Raw genomic sequence first — 26751 nt, 5'->3', positions numbered from 1 at the left:
TATAGATTATTTACCGTATGGACATATGTTTCCACGAATCAACTAACACATATACTCTATTATACTCGAAAAGAGGAGATTATTTCAGTCTAGTTATATTTATGCACATAGACAAATAATCGACCTACACTTATAGGTCGATTATTTGTATGATTTATTAAGGACAGCAACACTTAGATTAGCATAGATGCCGTTACAATCGTCTGATATGTTGCATTCACATGAAGCGGTGCCGTTGGTACGCCATTCAGGTCAAAGATCAAACGCTCTACTTCTAGCTCTTCCAGGACAGGAACATGTCCTTGTACATAATCCATCAGGCGATCGCCTGTAGATTGGATACGAGCCTTTAATCCGCCATAACGGATATCGAGCACTTCCCAACCAAATGGCTTATAAGTGAGCATCCACATGCTACGATTAGCTAATCGTAATGCTTCCACTCGGGCAATCAATTCTGGCAATTCCGTATTCACAATTGCCTTCAACTCGTCTAGCTGTTTCGCATCATAACTTCGCTTGATCCGTATGCCAAGGGTTGATTTCAATGATAGAACGCTAGCCAATTTCTCATAGCTATCGAATAGCTCATGATACGGAGATGGCATAGTCTCTTTGGTAGCTTGCCATTTATTCGCCATATTATCATAATAGCCAGGAAGCTCCGCTTCGATGTCTGCATCCATATGTCCATCGAATAATCCCATCAATAAGTCTTGCCATAGCAGATACTTCGATGGGTTAGCCATCCAATGGTTACCTTCTTCTACGGTCGGAACTTCATCCATATATTTCAGAGAGATCAACGGTTCAAATAAGTCTAACCCCGTACAAGCCTTCAAACGTCTGGCTAGATGTTCGTCATCCACTTCATCTCCATAGCCATGTTCCGCAAATAATTGTAGACCGGCTAAGATGACATAGTGGTTCGTCTCATTCCCGTTGTCTCCCCAAGCAGTTGAGAATACTTCTTTGAGTCCTTTATTCTTAGCTGCACGTAGTGCTGGATGGCTGGTCTTCCACGTCTTCCCGTAGTTGGGAGCGATCGAGTTCCACATGTGAATACCGCCTGCGAAGATCGGTTGTGATCCAAACTTCTCGTGCATATCATAAATCTTCTCATAACCTTGTTCATCACCCCGACCATAATCCCAATAGACGAACTGAACACCATCTGGAATCTTGCTCATATTGTCATCAGAGAAGTCTGCATTCACGTTATATAAATGTCCCTGATAATCGTTGGCCAGTAGGTTGAAATACATGTCACTCCATATCATCGGCTGCAGATCGTATTTACGAGTAATCCCTAATACTTGTTGCACATGCTCGTTCATAATTTCGAACCGGTCACGGAAACCATGCTGTCTTAGATAACGTCCTAACCCGACTTGGAAAGCTTCATCCATACCGATATGTATTCGCTTCGAACGGAATGTCGCCGCTGCTGTCTTGATCATTTGTTCAATAAATTCATAGGTTTTCGGCTCACCAGGTAATAGTGTATCGTTATGATCTTTGATCTGTTCAGCATAATGCCATTTCAGTGCATGAGGGAGGTGACTTAGTGTCTGTATGCAAGCAATCATCTCGATACCGAATAGATCGGCGTAATCGTCGCATTCACGTAGTTCCTCTACTGTATAGCGACCACGCATATAACCGAAGTATGGAAGTTCTTCTATCTCATAGGTATCTTCGGTGTACATCATCAAGCCATTCAGACCCATTACTGCCATATAACGAATGAATTGCTTCACGGTCTCTACACGCATGACGCCATTGCGGGATACATCTAACATCGTGCCATTGAAGTCAAATCTCGGCTGTTCCGTGATATCAAAGTTATCCGATTCCTTGGCATGTTCTGCGAATAAACCTAGCGCACGATAAAAGTGAATCTTATTCTCATATTGAATGCGCCCTTTGCCATCCTTAAGGGAAACAGTCAGCGGTCCTTCAGCTTGAATCACATCTATACTTATACCGTCTGACTGAAGTTGTAAACCTAACATATCTACTAGCTGCGCTACACCATCCGTCAATTCCTTGCTTAATCCGTTAAAAGACACTTGCATGGTTCATACCTCCCTTGGAAAAAAGGCTCTTCTCCTTAGCCTGATTAGCTAAGGAGAAAGCCTAGTATATATCCTGATTGAATTAGCGTTTGATACCTATGGTTACAATCTCACAAGGCCCAGTCGATACGGAAACTTCTCCCGCAGCCTGACCTGCGATTGGCTCTTGCGACTCTTCAAGAATCGTTGTTTTATAGAAGTGCTGATGTGGAACTTCTGATCTGAAGTTCAATTGTGACTTATCGTTACTCATATTGTACCAACGGAAGAGCACATCGCCTGTATCCTTATTCATCTTCATGGATGAGAAGGCCAATGCCTTGGACTCCCACTTATAAGGTGTGTACGTTGGTGTGATTGATCCTGTGTGAACACCTGTCTGACATAATGTCCAAGGAATCTGGAACTGATAAGCCTCAGCATAAGCACCCGATGTCAGTCCGTCACCCTGATGTGGAATCAATTCCATGTGTACTGTATGTTCACCAATACATTGGGCCTCTGGTGTTGGGAACAAGCCCCAGTCACCAAGCTCGCCCACGCTGCGTAATAGTGTGATTGCAATCGTATTGCGTCCATCACGCAATACTTCATATTCGTTCAAGCCCAGGTTAGCTACTGTCAATCCAGCTGTATCATCGGATAGATCAACGAATGCTTGCTGGTGCTGTGTATTGCTCGGATTGCTCCATTCTGGTGCTGGCTCGTTATCACGAACTGGAACCTCAAACATCGAATCCACATGATGTATAGCCGTAGTTATATCGGTTGGGAACAATGCCCGAACCCGATGATCTTTGGCTTGGTTATTCAGGTTAGTCTCGATGTGTACACCTTTACCATCACGCTCTAGGGAGATGATTGTACGAATCTTCAAGGTAACCATTTCACTTGAACGTTGCGCCTTACGCTCTGGATAGTAGACAAGTGCGCGCTGCTCTTCATCCAATTTCTCATCCGCAGATACTGGAATCTCCCAATCATGTGAGATCTGGATAGAAGCGCGATACGGTGTATCTTCTACGACAGTGATCTGAGCCGGAAGCCCCTTCGTCGTAAGCGTCTTCTCCCCTACAGGTTGCATGTACATATATTCGTTACCGATATCTCCAGTATTCTCATATACGTTCAGATCACGATAAATGCGACCTGTGGACTTATCTGTCAACGCAAATGATCCATCGTCTGCGATCTCGACCTTCATTCCTGCGTTCTCCATCATGCGATCCCCAGCTAGCAAACTACTTGTTGTTGAAGCTGATGCAGTCTCCGATTGGCGTACCCATGCATAGGAACGTAGACCAAGTGCTGGAATATGACTCGCTTGGAATGTCAATTGCACTCGACGACACATATAGGGCTGACGGAATTGATCAACCGGTAGATCATAGCCGAACAATAAGCCTAGATCAACTACGGTGACATCTACCTTGTTGCCTTGCTCATCTACAAGTACACGACCAGAAAGATCAACATTCTTCATGCGACTTGCCGTTTCTTCAAGTGTAAATCCTTCACGCAAGTATAGACGCTCAGCATCTAATTCCAGCGTAACCGTACCACTTCTATCCCAACCGGTTGTATTCATAACAACCAATGGAAGTGCATCTTCTCCAAATGCTGCGAAAGCAGTTGTATCTACTGCGTCGGCAATCATCCGTTTGCTATCGTCAACAATGGTCTCAGCTACATCACGGCTCTTCGCAAAGCGTGTAACCATTTCACGGTGAACTTCATCAACACTACATCCACAAATACTGTCATGCGGATGATTCTGCATTAATGTCTTCCAAGCATACGTAAACAAATGATGTGGATAATCTTGTCCTAACATATGAGCGAATGAGGCAAGTGGCTCGGCTACCTTCTCAAGTATCGCCTGACCTTCTTGGTTCATCTGCTTCAAGTAGACGCGAGCTGAAGCGGTATTTACAAGCGTACCCCATCCATCTGTTCTCTGACTACGTAGTTCGCCTTTGACAGATGACAGATTGTCGCGATCCATCGCTTTCTCCGTTGCCTTCAAATAATCAGGGAAATTGGAATGAATAAATTCAACATCTGGATATAGCTTCGAAGCCATTTCGATCGCTTCCGGCAAATCAAGTTGTACCGGCTGGTGATCACATCCGTTCATGAATAACAATTCTCCAGTTGATGCATATTTCTCAGCATCGGCAAGCTTCTTGTCCCAGAATTGTTTGGACTCCTCTTCATTGACAGGTACCTCATTACCGTTGGAGTACCAGTTAGCAAATAGAATACCAAGAACTTTAGAACCGTCTGGACCTTCCCAGATCAATTCGGAGAACGAAGATTCATATCCCGTATCCGATACCATATTGTTGAATCCCGTCGGCTTCACGCCACGTCCGAAGAATGCATTGGTGATGCCAGATTGTAACATCAGCTGTGGTGTCTGGCCTACCAATCCGAAGGTATCAGGGAAGTAACCAATCTTCGCAATCTCTCCGTAGCGCTTCGCATCTTGGTTACCGATCTGCATGTTCCGCACATTCGCTTCTCCACTTGTTAGGAAGGCATCCTGTAATATATACCAAGGACCAATTAACAAACGTCCTTCTGTAATATGACGTTGCAATCGTTCCTGATTCTCTGGGCGCACTTGTAGATAGTCTTCAAGAATAATGGTCTGTCCATCCAGAAAGAAACTTTTAAACTCACTGCCTTGATCTAACTTGTCTAGCAAAGCATCGATAAGCTGAATGAGACGCACATGATGCTTCTCGTAAGGTAGGTACCATTCTCTGTCCCAGTGTGTGTGGGAGATGATATGTGCTGTTCTTTTATCCGTCATAATCCACGTTTCTCCTTCTCATTTAACCTATATTATTAGAAGAGAACATCAACCTACGTTCGGTCGATATTCTCTCTGATGTGCTATTTGTTCAATCGATTATGCTTCTATTTCTAAAGGGAACTTCTCCATGTAGCTAAGCAACTCGTCCACCGTTGTGAACGCCAATCCTGTTACCGTATCCGCACAACCATAATAAACAGCAATACGTCCAGTCTCAGCATCTGTTAGTGCCGCACAAGGGAATGTTACGTTTGGAACATCACCAACACATTCGTACAAAGTCTCAGGCCCCATGATGTAGTTGCGTGAACGTCCGATCACTTTCCAAGGCTCATTAATATCAAGTAGGGCACAGCCCATACGATATACAAATCCATTACATGTGTTAATAACACCATGGTAGATCAACAACCAGCCTTTATCTGTTTCAATCGGAACCGGTCCCGGTCCAATCTTCTTAGACTGCCAAGCCGAAGCATCTCCATCTACTGTGCCCATCACATAACGATGTTTACCCCAGAATGTAAGATCAGGGCTCACACTATAGAAGATATCTCCGAATGGTGTGTGACCCGTATCGCTCGGACGGCTAACCATCGCATAATTACCATCAATTTTACGAGGAAACAACACACCATTACGGTTATAAGGTAGGAATGCATTCTCTAATTGGTGGAATGTTTTGAAATCCGTTGTATAAGCGATTCCGATCGTTGGACCATGATATCCATTACACCAAGTGATGTAGTATTTATCTTCCATCTTGATAACACGTGGATCATAACGGTATTCGCGCTTTATGATCTCCTCGTCACCTTCAAATTGGATCGGTTCATGATTGATATTCCAGTTCACACCATCATCACTGAATCCAGCGAAGATATCCATGCTAACGGATTTGGAGTCACAACGGAATACACCAGCAAATTTACCTTCAAAAGGAACAACTGCCGAGTTAAACACACTGTTGGAATTAGGAATAGCATCCCGTTTGATAATTGGATTGGCACTATAACGCCAGATTGGTGCATTCACATTCTCAGGCTTGTCCTGCCAAGGGATGTTCGACAAATTGTCTCCGATAATTTTACTCATTTAGAATTCTCCTTTGTGTTAGAAAGATTTATAATTTCGCTTCTATCTGGGTTTCGCTTGCATAGACTCGCTTAGAGTATACCTTGTTTCATTGCCTGATACACTAACTGTGAGAATAGACTGTTCGACCACGCAAACCATTTACGCGTAAACATCGTTGGATCATCCACGTGGAAACCTTCATGCATGTATCCTGTTCCAGCATCCGTATTCTCTAGCATAGCAATCATCTCAAGCTTCTCTTCGGCTGTCTTCGCTGTAATCCCTTGCATAGATAACGCCATATGCCAGATATAGTTCTCAGGTGTATGTGGGCTACCAATTCCTTTGGCATGTTTGCCTTCGAAGTAGAATGGATTCTCCTTACTTAGAGCAAAACGTCTCGTATTCTGATAAATTGGATCATCTGCATTCACATACCCAAGATAAGGAATAGACATGATACCTGGAGTACCCGCATCATCCATTAGACAATGGTTACCGAATCCATCTGTCTCATAGGCATAGATTGGACCAAATTCAGGATGACGATAAATACCGTATAACTGAATACCGTGGTCCACTTCCAATTCTAATTCCTTCAGCTCTGCCAAGAAGTCCAAATCACGGAATACCCATTCAGCGAATTCTTGCATCTGACGTAACGTAACCACTGCGAACATGTTACCAGGGATGTTGTAATGGAAATCGCAGGCATCGTCACTAGAACGGAAGCCCGACCAGATCATACCTGTGTAGTTGACGGGCATACCCAATCCTTTGTTGCGAAGGGAGTCCTCTGGAATCCCATTATCTCTGATGAATCGGTAAGGAGATTGTTCCGCATGATGCTGTTCTGTCTTGAACAGATCCACAATAATTCTCATTGCCGATTTGAACTCAGAATTGAAAATATCTGTTAATCCTGTTTCTTTCCAATACGTATAGGCTAAACGAACGACGAAACATAAGGAATCGATCTCGAATTTACGTTCCCATACCCATGGGGACATATCTGTTTCATCCTTCGCATTCCAATGCCAATCGTTAGCAGTCTCGTTAAATGCGTTAGCATAGGGGTCAATATGAACATATTGAATATGACGGTTAATAAGTCCCCCAATAATACGTTGTAAATCAGAATCATTCTTAGCAAAGGGTACGTATTGAATCACTTGCTCTACGGAATCACGTAACCAAGAAGCTGGGATATCGCCTGTAATGACAAAGGTTGTTCCGTCATCCATCAGTTTCGTTGTCGTCTCAAGAGTGTTAGGGAAGCAATTCTTGAATAATTGCAATAGTTTCGGTCGATGAGCCAGCTTTTCTTCAGCTTCGGCCAGTACTTCTTGTATAGCTACCGGTAATGTAAGCTCAGGCATCGATATTTTTGGAAGTCTAAATTGTTCCATAGTAGTCTCGCTCCTTAATGATATACATATTTTTAGTAGTTAATTTTAATGGTCTTGATCTCATACGGGGCGAATTGCAATTCAATCCGACCATCCTCATGTTCTATCTTGTCTATCTCTTGCTCCAAGGCATTGGACACGAAGATGTCAGAACATGACTGCGGCCAGTTCAGTTCTACCGATTCTCGTCCACCAGTTGATTCATAGAAGCGCAAGATACTTCCCGTGCCGTCTTCGGACGGTTTAACCGTATCGAGAATAACATGTTGTCCCAGGAATTGAATCAAAGACTGCATACTCGGAAGTGCACCTTGCTTAAGCTTAGATTCCACAACAACAGGAGCATGGTTCAGTTCAGCTGCTTTTCTGAGTGTATGAGCCTCACGCCAGTCTTCCATATGAGGGTAGAGCGAGTATGTGAATTCATGCTCGCCCAAATCGGCGGTTAAATCTGGCCATTTAGGTGCACGTAACAATGATAAGCGAATAGTACTACCTTGAATATCATAGCCATACTTAGAATCATTCAACAGACTGACGCCATATCCTCTTTCTGATACATCCGCAAAACGATGTCCACAAACCTCATACTGTGCCTGCTCCCAGCTTGTATTACGATGAGTTGGACGTTCCAACGTGCCGAAAGGAATTTCATACGTCGCTTTGTCCGTTACTACATCTACAGGGAAACCAACCTTGAGCAATTTATGAGATTCATTCCAGCTAACTTTCGTCTTGAAATCAATGCGCTGATCATGATGATATAGAATCATGTCTTGTGTAATCTCTGATTGATTCAGCTTCCAGCGGAAGCGCAGCACATCCTGAATAGTTCCGGAGCTAAGAAGTTTCATCTCCAGAAGCTCAGCATCTCCGGCTGGTTGCTCTTCATACCGCGTATCAATATCCCAGGCATCCCAAAGCGTAGGACGGTCATGGAAGAAATGCAAACGGTTCGCAATTTCTCCAGACTTAATCGTTTCCCGGTTAGCTGTTTTATCAAACAGGCTAACAATTTCACCACGATTATTGAAACGTATAGAGTAGAATTCTGTCTCCCACTCTTTTTTCAAACTAACTTCACACTGAGTACCCGCATGGACAGAAGCAGTAGAACCTTTTTCGTCCACGTTTCTCAGCCAAATCGTCTTATAACCAAGTGCAGGAACGTTAGGTACACGTATCCAAACCGTAGTCTTAGCTTCCGCTTCATTAGCTGTGATATCCATATCGAGACGGATTCCTTCTCCGTCATAAGCAGCTTGTCCAGTCAATTCACCCTCATTAGCAATTTCAATGACGGCATCTCGTGACCAGCCAAGACTGTTGAATATGATATAAGGCGTACCTTCGCCCTCTGTATTCACTTGTCCAGCTAATACTTCCAAACCTTGAGCAAGCCCTTTATTTCCATGTTCATAAATTTCCGCATATTCCTTCATTGAAGTTACATACGATTCTGTAATTGCAGAACCCGGAATAATATCATGGAATTGGTTGAGCAAAATAAGTTTCCAACCGTCATGCAATGATTGGCTTACCTCAAGCTTCTGCTGCGGCTCCATTTCTGGAGCTGCAAGTGTGTTCCACATTTCAGCCTCACGATATAGAATTTCAGACTTCCGGTTATTCAGTTTATTGCGACCATGTGTTGTATAAGTTCCCCTGTGAAGTTCTAGATATAGGTCTCCATGCCACTCTGGGAGCTGCGGTGATGCTTCTGTAATACCAGTGAAGAAATCTGCGGCATTACTATACTTGCTCGCTGGTTGTCCAACCATTAGCTCTGCACGATCAATGTACTCCAACATTTCGCGAGTGGCACCACCGCCACCATCTCCATGTCCGTATAGCAACATTTGCTCGTTATGCTTTGCCTTCTCCCGGAAGGATTGCCAATGATCATGTACATCTTTTGGCAGTGTATTCTCATTGACACCATGATTTAGAAAGGACAACATCGGTGTTCCATCGATTCCAACCCAGTGGAATAAATCATATGGGAACACGTTCGTATCGTTCCATCCCAGCTTTGTCGTCATGAAATACTGAATACCGCCGTGCTTCAGAATCTGAGGCAGTGATGCGCAGTATCCAAACGTATCCGGTAACCATTCGATCTCAGAGGTCATGCCGAACTCTTCTTGATAAAATCTCTGCCCATACAGCATTTGGCGCATTAGAGATTCACCGCTTGGAATGTTCAAATCCGGTTCAACCCACATTCCACCAACGAGCTCCCAGCGGCCTTCTTTAATTCTTTTCTTCACTCTTTCATAAAGTTCAGGATCGTTCTCCTTTAAGAAAGCAAACAATAGGGGTTGGCTTTGAGCGTATTGATACTCTGGATACTCATTCATGAGCGCATCTACTGTTGAGAAAGTTCGACTCGTCTTACGAACCGTCTCCCGTACTGGCCATAACCAAGCGATATCAATGTGTGATTGCCCAACCATGTGGATCGTACCCTCGGCATGTCCGCCGATCTCCCCAGTTCTCTTCTTCAAATTTAACTCTATTTCCGTAACGAGGTTGCCCTTCCGAATGGACGCTTCATCAAGTGCTACAAATTGATCCATCGCATTATACAACACCTCGATAAGGCGTGTACGACGGAAATCCTGCTCCGGCAATAAGACCGCGGAATCACGAATAACAGTTACCGTATACATCAAACTTTGTACCGGGCGATTAACACTAACGATCGAACTTTGAATAGAGCGAATTGGCGGTTGAATAACCGCCTGCTGATTCAACGGATCCACCGGCTCGGGAATAGGATCGAACAATTCAATTTCAAGTTCTAATGGACGTCCTACAATGTCCGCACCTAATGTAACAAATGTATGATTGCGATCTAAACCTTGATATGAATTGCCGTTTATACGAAGTATCCCTTCGCCGCCAGATTGAAATATCAATCCGATATGAGATTTCAGCCAATCTTGCGGAATCTCTAAGCGGGAACGGAAAAAGTATGTTGTTCCTTGTTTACTTGGAAAAAGGTCAAAGTCCCCTCCCTCCGTATAAGGTGCCAAGTTATCGTACTCTCCTGGCAGTTTATATATGGATGATATGATCTCCCAATCGCGATGTTCACGCTGATCCAACCATTGCGAATCGGACAATTCCCGAATAAAACGTTTAATCCGTTCCATCTATATTAATCCTCCTGCACAATTAGATTTACGCTTAATGTATCATTCACGTGTTTACCTACCAGCACACGGAACTCTCCAGGTTCTACGACCAGTTTATAATCCGAACCAATATACTGAAGCTGTTCAGCTCCAACTGTGAACTCAACCAATTTGCTCTCTCCTGGAGCCAACGTCACCTTCCGGAAACCTTTTAGCTCTTTAGCTGGTCTAGTTATAACACTGAATGTATCAGAAATGTACATCTGTACTACCTCTGCACCTTCGCGATCGCCAGTGTTTCTTACCTCTACCGTAACGGTCGCTTCACCATCTGCAGCTATCATTTCTGGTTGAACACGGAGATTAGAGTAACTAAACTCTGTGTAGCTCAACCCGTAACCAAACGGATAGCGGGGTTGTGAATCGTCTTCCAGATAACGTTTACCTCTCGAACGCTTCCCATTGTAATAAACCGGGAGTTGACCTACATGCTTCGGTATAGAGATCGTCAATTTACCTGATGGATTCTCATCACCAAACAAAATATCTGCAATAGCATGTCCACCCTCTTGACCCGGATACCAGGCTTCAAGAATCGCATGTGCATGATCCTCAATCCATGGTTCCGCAATCGGACGACCGTTTATATAAACAACCACGATGGGTTTACCAAGCTTATGAATTTCTTGAATCAATTCAAGCTGAACCCCTGATAGCTTCAAAGACATACGGTCTATGCCTTCCCCGCAGTCCATATCACTCCATGAATGATCTGTCACCTTCGAGGCACCTGTCTTTAAGTCAATGCTACCTTCACCAAAATCACGCGCGCTAGAACCTCCAAGAACCATAACTACCGTATCTGCCTCTTTTGCACAGTCCAAAGCGTAATCAAATCCTTCTTTGGAATCATGCTTAATCCGGCATCCTGGCGCATAAAGAACGCGTTCCGGTTCCTCAGCGATCTTACTACGAATACCTCCAAGAACAGTCGTCACCCTTGAGTTAGGTTGCGGTGAAGTATAGTCTCCGAGCTGATTGTAGCCTACATCCGCATTGGGTCCGATGACAGCAATCTTACCAGACTCTTTGGATAGAGGAAGGATCTTACCTTCATTTTTCAACAGAACAATGCCCTCACCGGCAATCTTCCGAGCAAGTGCAATGTGCTCTTCACTACCGATTACTTTGGATGCTTTCTTTGGATCGGCATACGGGGAATCAAACAATCCCAGTTTGAATTTCAGATTCAACACACGACGAACTGCAGTATCAACTATCGATGTGTCTAGTTTTTCCTGACGTACAGCTTCTAGCAAGTACTTCCCGAACATTTCACCAGACATCTCCATATCAATACCTGCAGAGATTGCTTGTACTGCTGCATCCATCCCGCCTTCAGCGGTATCATGGCCTGTAGCCAGCATATCAATGGCACCACAGTCGGTTATGACCATACCGTCAAATCCCCACTCTGTACGGAGAATATCCTGTAAAAGCTCACTATTCGTCGTACAAGGCATACCATCAATCTCGTTGTAAGCTGGCATGATCGATACTGCGCCTGCTTCCACCGCTTTCTTAAACGGAAGCATATCAACTTCAAGCAACTCTCTCTTGCCCATATGAACAGGGCCAGCATTTCTACCGCCCTCTGAGCTACCGTAACCTACAAAATGCTTCAATGTAGCGACGACACTATCATCTTGATTCAGAGATACTCCCTGAAGTCCTTCCACAGAAGCGACAGCAAGCTCACTGATCAGATACGCATCTTCGCCAAAGCACTCTTCAGTCCGACCCCAACGAGGGTCACGCACGACATCAAGAACTGGAGAATAAGTAACCGCACCCCCTTGGCTCCGTGTCTCCCGTGCTACAGCACGACACATTTCACGATACAGATCCACATTCCAAGTACTACCGAGACTTAGCGGTACTGGGAATACCGTAGCACCAATCGCCATATGTCCATGTGAGCATTCCTCTCCGATCAAGATAGGAATACCCAAACGAGAATTTTCTATTGCATAACGCTGAATTTCATTCACTGCCTCAGCGCCTTCTGCTGGAGAGAGTCCTGTCTCAATCGTGACACCCGTCCATGGATCAGCGCGTAGCACACCATATAGCGAGCCCACACCCCCATTGTCCACTTGTTTCTTGAATGCTTCCGTGAGTGTGATTTTACCGTTTATATTCTCATAAGTCTGCCATCCAAATGGTTGGATCAATTGGCCGACCTTCTCTTCCAAAGTCATCAGACTGAGCAAATGTTCCACCCGATCTGAAATAGAATTGTTACGATCCTTGTAGATCATAGTTACCTTCTCTCCCTCTGTGAGAATTTTATTCTTTAACAGCCCCTACAGTGAGGCCTTGGATGAAATAACGTTGGAAGAACGGATATGCGAAAATAATAGGTAACGTTGCTAGAACTACCATCGCCATTCGTGCTGTGTCTTGTGGCAAAGATCTCAAAGCTTCTAATGCAAGCGGACTATTCTGCGCGTTCTGCATAATGAATTGCATACTGGTCTCGATGCGCATTAACATAGATTGCAACGGTACGAGATTAGGACTATCAATATAGAGTAACGCATTAAACCAGTCATTCCAGTAACCAAGCGTGCTAAACAAACCTATCGTTGCTAGACCCGGAAGGGATAGCGGAAGTACTAATTTGAGGAAAATACGAAACTCTCCAGCTCCATCAATTGTCCCCGATTCGATAATAGCATCAGGAACACTCGTGCTATAAAAGGTCCGCAAGATCATAATATAAAAAGCATTTGCAGCCAGTGGAAGAATCAAAGCCCAAATCGAATCTTTGAGACCCATTAGTTGTGTAACTACGATATAAGTCGGAACAAGTCCGCCATTAAACAACATGGTGAAGAAGGCGAAAAAGGAGAAGAAATTACGATATTTAAAACTTTTACGCGAAATAGCATAGGCATAAAAGGACATAATCAGTAAGCTAACGATAGTACCTACGACTGTGACAAAAATAGTCACCCCGTATGAACGCATTAACGTATCGCCCATGTCGAATACATATCGGTATGCTTCCAGGCTCCATTTCTCTGGAATTAATCTGTAGCCATTACTGGCAAGCGATTTCTCATCTGTAAGGGAAATAATGACCACAAACAGAAATGGAAATACGCATAGAAAGGCAAAAATGCTAGCTATGAGGTTAAACGAAATATTCATCGGTTTTGATAAATTATGAAAATCCCGTTCTTTCTTTTTTCTTCGAGACATACTACTCACTCCCTTCGATATATTTAGAACAAGGCGTTATCCTTGTCGAACTTGCGTACGATATAGTTAGATGCCATAACTAGGGTGAATCCTACAATAGATTGGTACAATCCAGCAGCTGCGCTCATGCCAATCTCACCCGTTGTTTTGAGACCACGGTAGACATAGGTATCGATAACATTTGTTACTCCATACAAAGTTCCAGAGTCTCTCGGCACTTGAAAGAACAAGCCGAAGTCTGCATAAAATATTTTCCCAATTGCTAATAACGTCATTATCGTGATAATTGGTCTAAGAAGCGGTAGCGTAATACTTCGAATTTGTTGAAGCTTGCTGGCGCCATCAATCATAGCTGCCTCATATAATGATTTATCGATTCCCATAATAGATGCTAGATACACAACGCTGTTATATCCTACTGCTTTCCATAAATAAACAAACACTAAAATAAACGGCCAATATTTCGATTCCGAATACCATTGAACCGATGGGATGCCCAAAGATTCAAACAACCCGTTCAGTAATCCTCTTTCCGAGCTTAAGAAGCTGAATGTGAAATAACCAACAATGACCCATGATAAAAAATATGGAAGAAACATACCTGTTTGGTATATTTTCGAAAGTCGCTTATTAGTGATTTCTGACAACACAACCGCTAACAATACGGATAAAGCCAACCCTACAAATATAAAAACAATGTTATAGAGTAGTGTGTTTCGTGTAATTATAAAAGCATCCTCTGTGCTAAATAGAAATTTGAAGTTATCAAGTCCAACCCATTTACTATTTATAATACTCGCCCAAAAACCATCACGGTGGAAACGATATTCCTTAAAAGCAATGATCGTACCAAACATTGGAAGATAGGAAAATAAGAGGAACCAAAGCGTGCCGGGAAGAACCATCAATAACATAATTTTATTCTTTACGACATTTCTAAAAAACTCTCCGACCAATCTCATGTTTTATCCCTCCTGAAATTAACAATTTACAGTATCACCCATTTCAAGTTATATAACTTAAGTAACAAGGATGGCTTCAAAAGTCAAATGAAAAAGACCGGGCAAAAGGCTATCACCCGCCCGACCTTCTCATTAATTTGTGGTTACTTATTTCACTGAAGCTCTCCACTCATCGACTTGTCTTTGCACTTCTTCGATAATTTTATCCAATCCAGCAGTTTTAAATTTCTCATTAGCTTTAGCCAGATATTCCTCTGGATCAACAGTTCCTGTCATCAACGGAGCCCAGAATTCTTCTTTCACATTCTGAACCGAAGCGAGTTCTGTCGTCACTTTAGAAGTGTCGAAGTTAAAGCCAAGCAACGGAGCGTTAACACCCGCATCATTAAATTTCTTGAATTCATCCCATTTATTCTCTGGGTCTCCTTCATTTAGGTAAGTAATTAGAACGTTACCAAGTGAGAATGTAGGCATATCGTAATTTTTCGATGTTTCCAAGTTCTTCATCACGTTATCACTAACCTTTTCATAGTGAACGCCTTCAATACCAGAATCGATCAAATTACGTAGTTTTGGATCTGTATTTAATAAGTTAAGGAACTCCATTGCTTTCTCTGGATATTGCGTGTTAGCAGAGATAGCTTGCATAGAACCCATTACCGACCAGTTATAAATAATTGACTCTGTGGCAGGTGTGGAAACAATTGGATACCCCTGGCTTACAGACCATTGATTGTCAGCAAAAGGCTGACTTGCCGCACGGTCTACCAACCACTTACCAGACTTCAACAGATCATCCGCTGAGGTAGTCGTAGCCACTTCAGGTGAAACGTATCCCGCTTGATAGTACTTGCGAACTGTTTTTAATGTTTCTTTTAATTCTGGTGTCTCCAAAATATTAACGACTTTATAATCTTCCGTGTCCATATATACTGCCATTGGTAATTTCTCAATCACGTAGTCAAATGGCATAGAAGGCACGAAATCCTTTACCATAGCGTAAGGAGTAACGTCTGGTTCATTCTCTTTAACTGTCTTCAACAAAGGTTCCAAATCTTCGAAAGATTTCACAGATGAAATATCCAAGTTGTATTTATCAAGTAGCTCTTTGTTGAAACGGTATACCTCTAATGCCGGGAGCTCTTTATTAGCTGGCACTCCATAGTTATGTCCATCTACTTTCGAACCTTCTAGGAACGCAGGATCAAGCGCAGCTACAATGTCTTTACCATGCGTTTGTAGCAAATCATCTAGTTCCATAAACGCACCTTTACGTGCATTTTGCACATAATCAAATGCCCAAGAAGATGTAAATAGAATATCCATCGGCTCACCAGAAGCAGCATTAACCTGCATTTTCTGAGAATAATCGCCGTAATCGATCATCTTCATGTTGATGGTTGCGTTGATTTTTTCTTTGGTATATTTGTTGACTTCCGCCATAACTTGATCCATATCTTTTTGTGGAGGACCAATTGTGTACCAGATTAATTCAACTGGCTTCTCAGATCCTTCAGATGAATTCTTTGATGCATTGTTATTTCCCCCACATGCACTAACTAATAGTGTAAGCGCAGTCAGAGACGTTAGTAGAAGAGACAACTTTTTCTTTCGTTTTATCATGGTTGAATACCCCCTATTAATTAACCTTGAACATGTTGTGATTGCTTTGTTTCAAGGACTACCTTAACTGTAATATATGAAAGCACTTTCAAATAGAAGATAAACTAAATAAATCATGTACAAAGTAAAGAAAGGGTCTTGAAATTATACACATCCTCACAGACCCTTATATTCCTTCGGTGAAATTCCAACATATTTCTTAAATTGTTTATAGAAGTAACCTGTCTCCCAGTACCCTACAGTCCGTGAGATCTCTTGCACCTTCATCTGAGTTGATCTTAAGAGGTCCTTAGCCTTCTCAATTCGATAACGATTAATATACTCCGCAAAAGACTCCCCAACCTCCTTGTTGAATAGGTGCCCTAAATATACAGGGTGGATGTTATACAATTCCCCAAGCGTCTTCAGTGATAGGTCCTTATCATAGGACTCATCAATATATTTCAGTACTTGCGAAACGATAGGACTCTTCATATCATGAGTTAGAGAATCCACGGTAACTGTCACAACGTCTTTCATAATATCGATCAGTTCTTCAATGGAAGAAACATAACGAATTTGATCCAAATATTTCTGGTACATATCGGATAAATCTGTATGTTGAATCTCTTCTAACTGCATCTTGAATCGAATGATCCATTCCATTGCGACATCTTGGACATAGCTGGGGGAGATGCCCTCAATTTGTTGAATCGTTTTGAAGTCTTCTTCAACGAGTTGTATTAGCTCCTCTTTATTCTTCCCCATCATTAGCTTCACATATTCATTCCAATTCATATGAAGATGACGTTCGGAATTCGATTCGCGGTCCTTGATATCTTCATAACTTATCATGTCCCGATTCGGGAAAATCATGAAATATTCTTGCACTTTTTTTGCATTGGTATAACTATCGTGTGCTCCTTGTTCTGTCTTCTCTATGCTTCCTGAAGCTAAATGTATTGCATAGTGATCTGATAAAAGACTTATTAGCTCCGTATGTGTAACTTCCACGTCAATCTTCCCTTGATCAAGATCGTCGAAGCTAAATACCAATCCAATATCTCCATCCATATCACGAAACGCAATGATGTTATCATATCCATTCAATGCACTTAAGATGGATTGGAAGACTTCATCATTAGAATGTTCCAAGCGTAATAACGAGACTAATACATGCTGTGTATGTACTGCGATGCCAAGCATATCTACACGTTCCTTAAATTCTAATGGGCTGATTTGTTTTCTCATCCAACGATTTATCACATGATCTCTTAGAATCATCATGCTGTGTTCATTTACACCATGTGTTTCGTTCGAATTATATAATTTCTCAACAATCAGATTCAGAGTCGCTTCGAACTCCTCTATATTGATTGGCTTGAGCAAGTAATTTTCAATGCCAAGTGTTAATCCTTCCTTCACATACGAGAATTCATCATAGCCACTTAATACAATGACCTTGAGTTGCGGTAGATACTCCTGTACAGAGCGAATAAGATCTAGCCCATTCATCAAAGGCATAGAAATATCGGTAATAAGTATATCAGCTGGTGTTGTTTGTAGCGCCTTCAACGCATCTAAGCCGTTCTCAGCATGTCCAATGATCTCCATGCCAAGTTCAGCCCAATCGATAATATCGTATAACCCTTCAATGATAAATGGTTCATCATCTACAATAAATACTTTATACATCGTTTGTTCCTTCTTCCTGTAGATTAGGGAATCTCACACTTACGATCGTGCCTATCCCTATATCGCTATGCATATCAACCCCATAAGGGTCGCCATACAGCAGTCTCAGTCTTTCATGTATACTTCTAATCCCGAACGATTCTGAGTACTCGTCTGGATTCATTAGTCCTTCTTTGATATGCTCTAACTTCTCTGGTTGAATACCCTTCCCGTTGTCTCTTATGATAACAAGAAGGTCTTCCTTTTCTCTTACCACTACGACTGAGATTTGATTATCCGACTTATCTGTTCTCATGCCGTGAAGAATATAGTTCTCTATAACGGGCTGCAAAGTCATCTTCAGCACGACCTTGTCTTCTAGTACCTTGTCACATACGATTTGATATGCGAACTTGTCCTTGTATCTAATTCGGAATAATTCTAAATATAGACGGCAAGCTTCAAGCTCATCCTTCAACGTATATCGTGGTTTCTGTTGAACATAGCTTTTGAACAACACAGAAAGACTATAGATCATTTCCCCAACATCCTTAGCCCCATGTGAGATGGCACGCATGCGAATGACTTCTAACGTATTGTACAAGAAATGAGGATTAACCCTTGCCTCTAATGCTGTCATTTCTGTATGTTTCTGTTTGATCTCCGCTTTATAGACTCGATCAATATAGAGATTAAGATCTTCCAACATATCGTTAAAGCTCTTGGATATTTGCCCTAGTTCGTCTTCCCTAATATCCTTAATTCGAGCTTGCATATCCCCATTCTTCACTTTCCTTGTGAACTTGATGATATTCTGAATTCGCTTGGCAAAACTGCTAATGAATAAAGACGAGATCACAATAGCAAATAATATACACACCATACTGACCATAAGGATCATGTTCCGTAATCCACGGTAAGTCATAGCCAGTTCATCCTTGGTAACCCGACTAATAACAGTGAATCCGCCGTGCGTATCCGTTAACTTCGTAATCGTCATACCCTCTATCTCTAAGTCGCTCTCATACAATGTGTTTACCTGATCAACATAAGGATACTTTTGACCATAAAAAGTTTCTGACGAATCAAATATGACGTCCCCATTACTCGACATCACCATTATTGATCCCTTTAAGTTATCTTCATAATGGCTCAATGTATCATTTATACCCTTGGTATCGAAGTACACAAGTAGCTGACCAATATTACGAAGTAAGGCTTTATTGTTAATAGGAACTCGTACAGAGAACATGGGTGTATCGACAATATCAACGGCTTTTCTTATCCATATATTAGGCACAGATACATCCATGCTTCCTTCGACATACATAGCCTCAGGAACAAATGATTGTGCGGCATTGGTGGGAATAATCTCAAGTCCTTTATTCTTATAAGCGTATAGGTGCTGCTGTTCCACACTATACAACATTAGACTGACAATACTCGGATCATCCTCGACCTGATTACGAAAGAAACGGACGGTATCTCCAGGTGCCCCAGTCTCCGTATAGAAGCGATCCAGTCGATGCTGTACATATTCATCGTACGTATGTTCTAGAAAGTAAGATGTATTATAAGTGAGGTCACTATCTCTATAAATATCACGCATCATGATTTGAACAGAGTCGTATTTACCCATAATGTAATTACTTACCGATTGAATAGCCTCCTTCTGAATATCCAGCTGTCTTTGGACTGCTGATCGAGACATCACCTGAAACATCAGAAAGGAGAGTGTGATAATAGTAGCAATTGTAGTCAATGAAAACAGCAAAATTATTCTCATAAACAAGTTGTCTTTGAGGTATGTTCTATACATTTTGCTAATTAACATGTTCTCACCATCACATTATTTTAATTTCAAGCAGTTCATATTTGATAATGCCCATCGGTGCGGTTACATGGATGACTTCGCCGACCTTTTTGCCCATCAATTCCTTGCCTAAAGGACTTTCATAGGAAATCTTATTGTCCAGAACATCTGCTTCTGCCGGACCAACGATTTGATACTCTATTTTTTCCGAATACTCCATATCATTTAGAATGACAGTCGTACCCACATTGACGATGGATAGATCAAAATTGGTTGCATCAACCACAACAGCTTTGGTTAACATTTTTTCTAATATCTTTATTCTTGTCTCCATGAAAGATTGATCATTCTTCGCAGAGTGATATTCACTATTTTCCTTTAGATCGCCGTAACTAATCGCTAGTTTAAGTCGTTCTGCTAATTCTTTGCGTTTGACCGTTTTAAGATCTCTAAGCTCATCCTCCAATTTTTCTAGTCCTTCTTGCGTTAATATCACTTCATCTTTAGCCATGTTTACAACTCCTATTTTCGTTTCTCATTGTAATTCTAACCTATATTCTACTAGGACTGTTAATTAACATGCCGATGAGCCTAATAAATCATACAAAAACAGCAAGCCAAGGTGGGATTCTCCCTTTTTGACTTGCTGTTTCTTGTCATGGTATACAGCGTATGGTTCTAATAAGCCAGACTGTACAGTGCCTTAATATGTGATAAATATCGGATGTTGCTTGCTTCTTTCATGAGTGAAGCCGGCATTCCCTTTAGCGGCGTTGCGTTAGCACCTACCGTTGCAACTGCGTCTTTACGACCCAAGCTTGCTAGTGTACCCGAATCAATCGGAGCAAATGAATCCATCGTTTTGTTATTCAACATCGCGAATAAGTTGTAACCGACAAGTTCACCCATCTGCCAAGCAATTTGAGCTGTAGGTGGATACGGACGTCCATCCGGAGCAAAGAATACCGCACTATCTCCAACAACAAATACATCGGGGTGGGAAATCGATTGAAGATGTTCATTTACAGTTGCTCGTCCACGATTCACTTCTAATCCAGATTCACCTACGAGGATATTTCCTTGTACGCCACCTGTCCATACAAATGTGTTGGCAACAACCTTTTGTCCATCTTTCAGATCAATGACATTGCCTTCCACATTCGTTACAGGCAGACCTGTTAAGAATTCAACACCACGGGATTGAAGACTTGTTGTTGCACGCTCAATTAAATGATCAGGCAATACAGGCAGGATCTTAGGACCCGCTTCAACAAGCTTTAATTTCACCGTTGCAGGATCTACACCATATTTCTTAGCTAATGCTGGTAATCCATCGGCAATCTCACCAACTAGCTCAACACCAGATAATCCACCACCGCCAATGACAATCGTTCCATCCGCTTCATTCTTGGTCTTAGCAAATTCACGAATACGATCTTCAATATGCTTGTGAATATTATTCGCATCTAATGTTGATTTAAGAACCATACTATTCTGTTCTAGTCCAGGAATACCAAAGAACGCCGTTTGACTTCCTAATCCTACGACTAGCGCATCGTATGTTATTGTCGAACCATCGAAGAACTTAATCTCCTTCTCATCGACGGAGAATGATTTGATCTTGCTGATCTTAAGGTAGATATCTTTTCCTTTAAATAACTTATCTAATGGCATAGCAACGGCTTTTTCAGCAACATTACCTGCTGCTAGACGGTGCAATTCTGTAATAATCTGATGTGTTGGTGTCTGATTGATGACTGTTATTTGCGCCTCAGCCTTATTCATGTATTTACGTAGAGTTAAAGCAGTTAGAAGTCCACCATAACCCGCACCTAATATAACTATATGTTTCGACATCGCGTGTCCTCCGCTCTTATTAAGTTAATGTATATGGGTTATTTCTTACTGCGTTCTTCGCTAACTTGAAGATAAGCATTTACGAAACGAAACATCTTTTGAGCTTGGGGATCTTTGAGCATCTTTAACAGACCAAAAACACCAATCGCTTCTTGGCTGACTTCTGCACGTTCCTTAGCTTCAATAACGTTTGCTGCCATATTTTTCACGGATTCTTTGACAGGTCCCACTACCTCTGTTATTGCTTCTACGGTATCACTCTTTAATACATCATCCGTAGCCACAGAGTGCGCGAAGTCATATGACTTCGTCATGATATTTACGATCTCTGTCAATTTAGGCAATTGATCAATTAAAGTGACAAGAGCTTGTTGGACCTCTGGTTGCAACAACTTCTCAAGTACATCATTAGGCTCGCTGTTTGTAGAAACGGGCTGCGATTCTTCTTCTAGCATAACTAATTCTCCTTTACAATAACAATATTCACTGCTCAAGTAAAAATGGATGTGTACAATACTTATTGTACCATTACTTCGCTGTTACGCCACCATCAACTGGGAGCTCAATACCAGTAATGTAGGATGATGAATCACAAGAAAGAAACAGCACCGCCTGTGCTACTTCTGAAGCTTGTCCAACTCTTGGCAATGCGGTTTGAGACAAGAAGAACGCAAGCATTTTATCATCACCAACCATATCTGTTGTCATTGGTGTTTCAATGAATCCAGGATGCACAGAGTTAACCCGAATATTAAATTTACCGTAATCTACTGCTGCTGCTTTGGACAGCATACGAACTGCTCCTTTGGAAGCTGTATAAGCACCTGCTCCACTTCCACCTGTAAGACCAGCAATGGAAGAGATATTCACAATAGAACCACTGTTATTATCTTTCATGGATGGAATAACATGCTTCATACCTAGGAAGACACTTGCCACGTTAATATTCATAACCTTGTTCCATTGATCCATCGTTGTATCCAGTAAGTTAACTGCTAGAGAAATACCAGCATTGTTAACCAATACGTCAATTTTGCTATATTTCTTGATGGTAGCTTCTACTACTTTGATCCAATCTTCTTCTGAAGCCACATTGTGTGCGAACGATGTTGCCTCACCACCATTAGCTGTGATTTCTTGTGCTACCGCTTGAACAGCCGCTTCGTTGATATCTGTCAATACAACGATAGCTCCCTCTTTAGCAAGAAGCATAGCTTCCTCACGTCCCATACCACTACCTGCACCTGTTACAATGGCTACTTTCCCATTCATTACTCCCATATTTGTTCCTCCTAAAAATAATATAATAGATATTCAAAAGATTCTGATTATCACTCTAACTTTCATAGTGGTCTCTATAATTTATTAAAGTATGATTGAATCGTTTTTATACAACATATCACAAATTTCAACAAATAAAAAATTTAACTTAAAAAGTTTACATACCCCACAAAACCACCTTAGATAAGGTGGTTTTGTTCTTAGCACGTGATTCTTTGATCCAATTTCATCTGAGTTGCACATAATCTTATGGGGAATAATACGATGTATGATGACCGTGACATTAGCCTTGAAAGGTGTGAGTGAAATGAATGAATACATCTTGAATTATTATGCAAATGGCAATACCGCTCGGGGATTTACAAGCTTGTTAGAATCATCATTACAAGGACTAGAACTTGTTATCGTTCTTCAAGGTCCACACGGCAGTGCAAAGTCCAACTTTATTAAAAATATAAGTGATCAGTTGGTAAGCCATAAGGTTGATGTATGGTTACTTCATTGCCCAAGAGATAATACCTCACTGGACGGACTAATTGTACCAAGTTGTAAAATGGGTATCGTCGTAGAATCCATTTTCCAGGAGATGCATTCCACAGTTGCAGATACAATCATACAATATGTGGATTTAGGAAAGGCCTGTGACATAGATCAAGTAGCTCTTCACGTGCCTGTAATCGACGAATTGAAGGAACGAATCTCTCAAGCATATGACAACGCCTATGCTGGATTTGCCAATGCTCTTCGTATTCATGATGAATGGGAAGAACTATACATCGCGAATATGGATTTCGATGCAGCCAATGTGTTAACTACTGAATATACGCAACTCTTGTTCGGTGATGGTAAGCTTGAGAAGACGAGCCGCGTAGATCATCGATTCCTAGGTGCCGCTACGCCTGAGGGGGCAGCTGACTTCGTTCCTAATCTGACAGCAGGCTTGAAGAGATATCTTCTCAAAGGTCGACCTGGATCTGGGAAGTCAACGATGCTCAAGAAATGGGTTGAGATCGGGATTGAGCGCGGATACGACGTGGAGATTTATCATTGCGGATTCGATCCAAATAGTCTAGATATGCTGATTGTCAGAGAGCTTGGATTCGCTATCTTTGACAGTACATCTCCGCATGAATATTTCCCCGATCGTGACACGGATGAGATTGTCGATATATACGCTCGGTGCATTAAACCTGGAACGGATGAAGAATTAGCGGATGTTATCCTTCGTGTTAGTCAGAGATATAGCTCAGCCATGAAACAATCTATACAGTATCTAGCAGAAGCTAAATCTCTTCAAGATGAAATTTCGAATATTTATACACAATTCATGGATTTCAGTGTCGTAGATCGGTTAACTAACGAGCTCCAAGAAGAGATACAATTGAAGTTGAATAGGGAATGAATCTCATATTGCATCCTTAGGCTAACAAACGTCCTTTAACTTCAGAAGAGCCTCAAAGATCAATGTAGTTCTTGATAATCATATACGTCTTATGTATGAGATCTTAACTATATAGTTGCTTTTACTGCATCTAAACTTGACTAGCATCTCATTTAGTTCGGTTTAGTTGCACAGTATACATCTATATTAATGAAAGACTTTCATTTTTCACTTATGTTCAATTCTAACTGCAACATTTACAACTATATCTCTTTGAAAGTCTTTTATTCCAAAAGTAACTGTTGTTTATTCAATTATTTAATCTTCATATACCATTCATTCAGAACTTCTTAACTATTATAGTTAAGTAAGGTCCTGGACTGTTGTCCAGGACCTTGTAAATTATATTTACATAGAAGCGATAATTGCCTCAGCTCCACACCTCACCCCAAAGCAAATCGATCTTGATCGGTGAGCTCTTCTTCTGATTGCTTCATTTGCTTACTTCTTAACTGCCCACAAGCGGCATCAATGTCTGCGCCATGTTCCAATCGGACGGTACAGTTAATATCTTGTTTCTTCAACGTATCATAGAAGGCTAAGATCACTTCCTGATCGCTTCTTTGATATTGACTGTGTTCATCCACTGGATTATATGGAATCAAGTTCACACTTGCGAAATCCTTCTTGTCCTTAATGAGTTCCGCTAGTTCCAACGCATGCTCTTTATGATCATTAACGTCTTTAAGCAGAATATATTCGAGCATAATCCTCCGATTCGTCTTGGATAGATAGTACTCCACCGCTTCCATCAACCTCTTGATCGGATAAGCACGATTAATCTTCATGATCTGTGTACGAAGTTCATCATTGGGTGCATGTAACGAGATCGCTAAATTCACTTGCAGATCAGCATCGGTAAATTCAATAATCTTATCAGGCAGACCGCTTGTTGATACTGTAATTCGCTTCGCACCGATAGCTAGCCCCTTCTGATCTTTAATGACCTGTAGGAAATCCACAAGATTAGTGAAGTTGTCGAATGGTTCACCAATGCCCATGACAACAACATGACTCACCTTTTCATCGTGTTGTGCTTGATCGAGATGTTGTTGCACTTTCATAATTTGTTCCACAATCTCACCGCTCGTTAAATCTCGACTCTTCTTAATCAAGCCACTTGCACAGAAGCTACAACCAATGTTACATCCCACTTGTGTTGTAACACATACGGCTAAGCCATATTTCTGTCTCATCAATACGGTCTCAATTAGATTTCCATCCTCTAAATTGAACAGAAACTTAATCGTTCCATCACTGGATTCTTGCCTAATGTGTTCGGATAAGGTCTGGATCGTGAAGTGATTGGATAACAATTCAATACATGATGCATTCACATCCACCATTTCGGAGAAATCCGTTACTCGCTTGCGATATAGCCAGCCCCATACTTGCGATGCACGGAATGTTTTATGCCCATGTTCCATGAGCCATGTTGTCAGTTGTTCAAATGTTAATCCATAAATGGATGGCTTGTTCATGTCATTTCCTCTTTTCAAAACATAAAAATATAGTCTATTTAAAGTTACTATAGCTATTAATGGCCATAGAACCTTAATTGTCGCAAATTTTTATTATTAACACAAGAGGAGTATCACGTTACTTCTTCGATTTCTTGAACTGCTTCATGATCCCATCGGATAATAGATCAGCAAACATAATCATATGTGTTTCCCCTTGATCATAGGCAAGGATGTCTGCATGCCATTCTTTCTTGATGCGAGCTGATACTTCGACAGTAATCAATTCTAGATGTGTATAGAAGAACTTCTTAATCTCTTTCTCAGACCACTTCGGATTCATCGTACTTAAGAATTGTGCAAGTTCATCCGCATTGCTATACCATTCCTTATTATACTTTTCTAGATCCATCGGATTGTTATTCTTCGCAGCATCTAAGACCTTCGCCGCAAGGAGAATATGCTCTCGGAGTAATTCTGCCAGTTGGTTCCCTATTTCCTCACCATAATAAGGCTTAAATGAGTTGCCAATATCCTTTTGATTCTTTAAAAGTCTTGTGGCTACGTCATTGCGGTCTTCCATGTCAGACAGCGCACTAACCATATAGTTCCTAGTCCATACCATATGATCGATCCATAATCTTCTGAAGTCTCCTTTTAACTGTGCCTCTTCGGGAGTCAGACATTTCTTATCTCCTCGTTGATACGCGTTCCGAGAAGCCTCCACATGCAGTGGTGTAGCGCATAGCATAACAATAATGCTACATAATATTACATTTCTGATTATCTTATTCAATGTATTGTTCTCCTTTATGGGAGCGTCAAGAAGTTTGTGTAAATGAAAATATACCTCTCTTGTAAAAGTTGGC

Annotated in this window: 18 protein-coding genes; 1 reads left to right on the top strand and 17 read right to left on the bottom strand. The window is 41.6% G+C overall.

Going from position 1 to position 26751, the window contains the following annotated elements:
• Positions 1–173: 173 nt before the first annotated feature.
• The 15 genes from ACH8E3_RS08155 to ACH8E3_RS08085 form a co-directional block, all read right to left on the bottom strand.
• Entirely contained in the window at positions 174–2078 is a 1905-nt protein-coding gene (locus ACH8E3_RS08155; protein WP_458632129.1) for a family 20 glycosylhydrolase, read from the bottom strand.
• 82 nt (positions 2079–2160) lie between these two features.
• Complete coding sequence (locus ACH8E3_RS08150; protein ID WP_458632128.1) at positions 2161–4896, bottom strand: alpha-mannosidase; 2736 nt, start codon at positions 4894–4896, stop codon at positions 2161–2163.
• A 99-nt stretch (positions 4897–4995) separates the two neighbouring features.
• Complete coding sequence (locus ACH8E3_RS08145) at positions 4996–5994, bottom strand: glycoside hydrolase family 130 protein (protein ID WP_458632127.1); 999 nt, start codon at positions 5992–5994, stop codon at positions 4996–4998.
• Positions 5995–6065: 71 nt separating this feature from the next.
• Positions 6066–7385, bottom strand: coding sequence for a glycoside hydrolase family 125 protein (locus ACH8E3_RS08140; RefSeq protein ID WP_458632126.1), 1320 nt, complete (start codon positions 7383–7385; stop codon positions 6066–6068).
• A gap of 32 nt (positions 7386–7417) precedes the next feature.
• Positions 7418–10543, bottom strand: a complete 3126-nt coding sequence (locus tag ACH8E3_RS08135) for an alpha-mannosidase (RefSeq protein ID WP_458632125.1) — start codon at positions 10541–10543, stop codon at positions 7418–7420.
• Positions 10544–10548: 5 nt separating this feature from the next.
• Positions 10549–12846, bottom strand: coding sequence for a glycoside hydrolase family 3 N-terminal domain-containing protein (locus tag ACH8E3_RS08130; RefSeq protein WP_458632124.1), 2298 nt, complete (start codon positions 12844–12846; stop codon positions 10549–10551).
• A gap of 28 nt (positions 12847–12874) precedes the next feature.
• Positions 12875–13792: a carbohydrate ABC transporter permease gene (locus ACH8E3_RS08125; protein WP_458632123.1), complete on the bottom strand. Its 918-nt coding sequence runs from the start codon at positions 13790–13792 to the stop codon at positions 12875–12877.
• A 23-nt stretch (positions 13793–13815) separates the two neighbouring features.
• Entirely contained in the window at positions 13816–14754 is a 939-nt protein-coding gene (locus tag ACH8E3_RS08120) for an ABC transporter permease (protein WP_458632122.1), read from the bottom strand.
• Between the two features lie 147 nt (positions 14755–14901).
• Entirely contained in the window at positions 14902–16377 is a 1476-nt protein-coding gene (locus ACH8E3_RS08115; RefSeq protein ID WP_458632121.1) for an ABC transporter substrate-binding protein, read from the bottom strand.
• A gap of 156 nt (positions 16378–16533) precedes the next feature.
• Positions 16534–18051 carry a response regulator transcription factor gene (locus tag ACH8E3_RS08110; protein WP_458632120.1) on the bottom strand — a complete coding sequence of 506 codons (1518 nt, stop codon included), beginning with the start codon at positions 18049–18051 and terminating at the stop codon, positions 16534–16536.
• Positions 18044–19864, bottom strand: coding sequence for a sensor histidine kinase (locus ACH8E3_RS08105; RefSeq protein ID WP_458632119.1), 1821 nt, complete (start codon positions 19862–19864; stop codon positions 18044–18046). Before ACH8E3_RS08105 ends, ACH8E3_RS08110 begins: the two co-directional genes overlap by 8 nt.
• Before the next feature lie 10 nt (positions 19865–19874).
• A complete protein-coding gene (greA, locus tag ACH8E3_RS08100) occupies positions 19875–20354 on the bottom strand; it encodes a transcription elongation factor GreA (protein ID WP_458632118.1) in 480 nt (159 codons plus the stop codon).
• A gap of 167 nt (positions 20355–20521) precedes the next feature.
• Positions 20522–21700, bottom strand: a complete 1179-nt coding sequence (locus ACH8E3_RS08095) for an NAD(P)/FAD-dependent oxidoreductase (RefSeq protein WP_458632117.1) — start codon at positions 21698–21700, stop codon at positions 20522–20524.
• A 38-nt stretch (positions 21701–21738) separates the two neighbouring features.
• On the bottom strand, positions 21739–22155 hold the full coding sequence (locus ACH8E3_RS08090; protein ID WP_458632116.1) for a helical membrane plugin domain-containing protein: 417 nt from the start codon (positions 22153–22155) through the stop codon (positions 21739–21741).
• A gap of 73 nt (positions 22156–22228) precedes the next feature.
• Positions 22229–22981 carry an SDR family NAD(P)-dependent oxidoreductase gene (locus tag ACH8E3_RS08085; protein WP_458632115.1) on the bottom strand — a complete coding sequence of 251 codons (753 nt, stop codon included), beginning with the start codon at positions 22979–22981 and terminating at the stop codon, positions 22229–22231.
• A 307-nt stretch (positions 22982–23288) separates the two neighbouring features.
• Here ACH8E3_RS08085 and ACH8E3_RS08080 point away from each other — a divergent pair, with 307 nt between their 5' ends.
• Entirely contained in the window at positions 23289–24383 is a 1095-nt protein-coding gene (locus ACH8E3_RS08080; protein ID WP_458632199.1) for a PRK06851 family protein, read from the top strand.
• 422 nt (positions 24384–24805) lie between these two features.
• On the opposite strand, the gene rlmN is transcribed toward ACH8E3_RS08080, so the two are convergent.
• Both rlmN and ACH8E3_RS08070 read right to left on the bottom strand, forming a co-directional pair.
• A complete protein-coding gene (gene rlmN / locus ACH8E3_RS08075; protein ID WP_458632114.1) occupies positions 24806–25903 on the bottom strand; it encodes a 23S rRNA (adenine(2503)-C(2))-methyltransferase RlmN in 1098 nt (365 codons plus the stop codon).
• 118 nt (positions 25904–26021) lie between these two features.
• Positions 26022–26678, bottom strand: coding sequence for a glycosyltransferase (locus tag ACH8E3_RS08070; RefSeq protein WP_458632113.1), 657 nt, complete (start codon positions 26676–26678; stop codon positions 26022–26024).
• Between the last annotated feature and the right edge of the window lie 73 nt (positions 26679–26751).

The sequence above is a fragment of the Paenibacillus sp. CMAA1364 genome (genome assembly GCF_054373195.1).
This window is presented reverse-complemented; position numbering and strand designations above follow the sequence as displayed.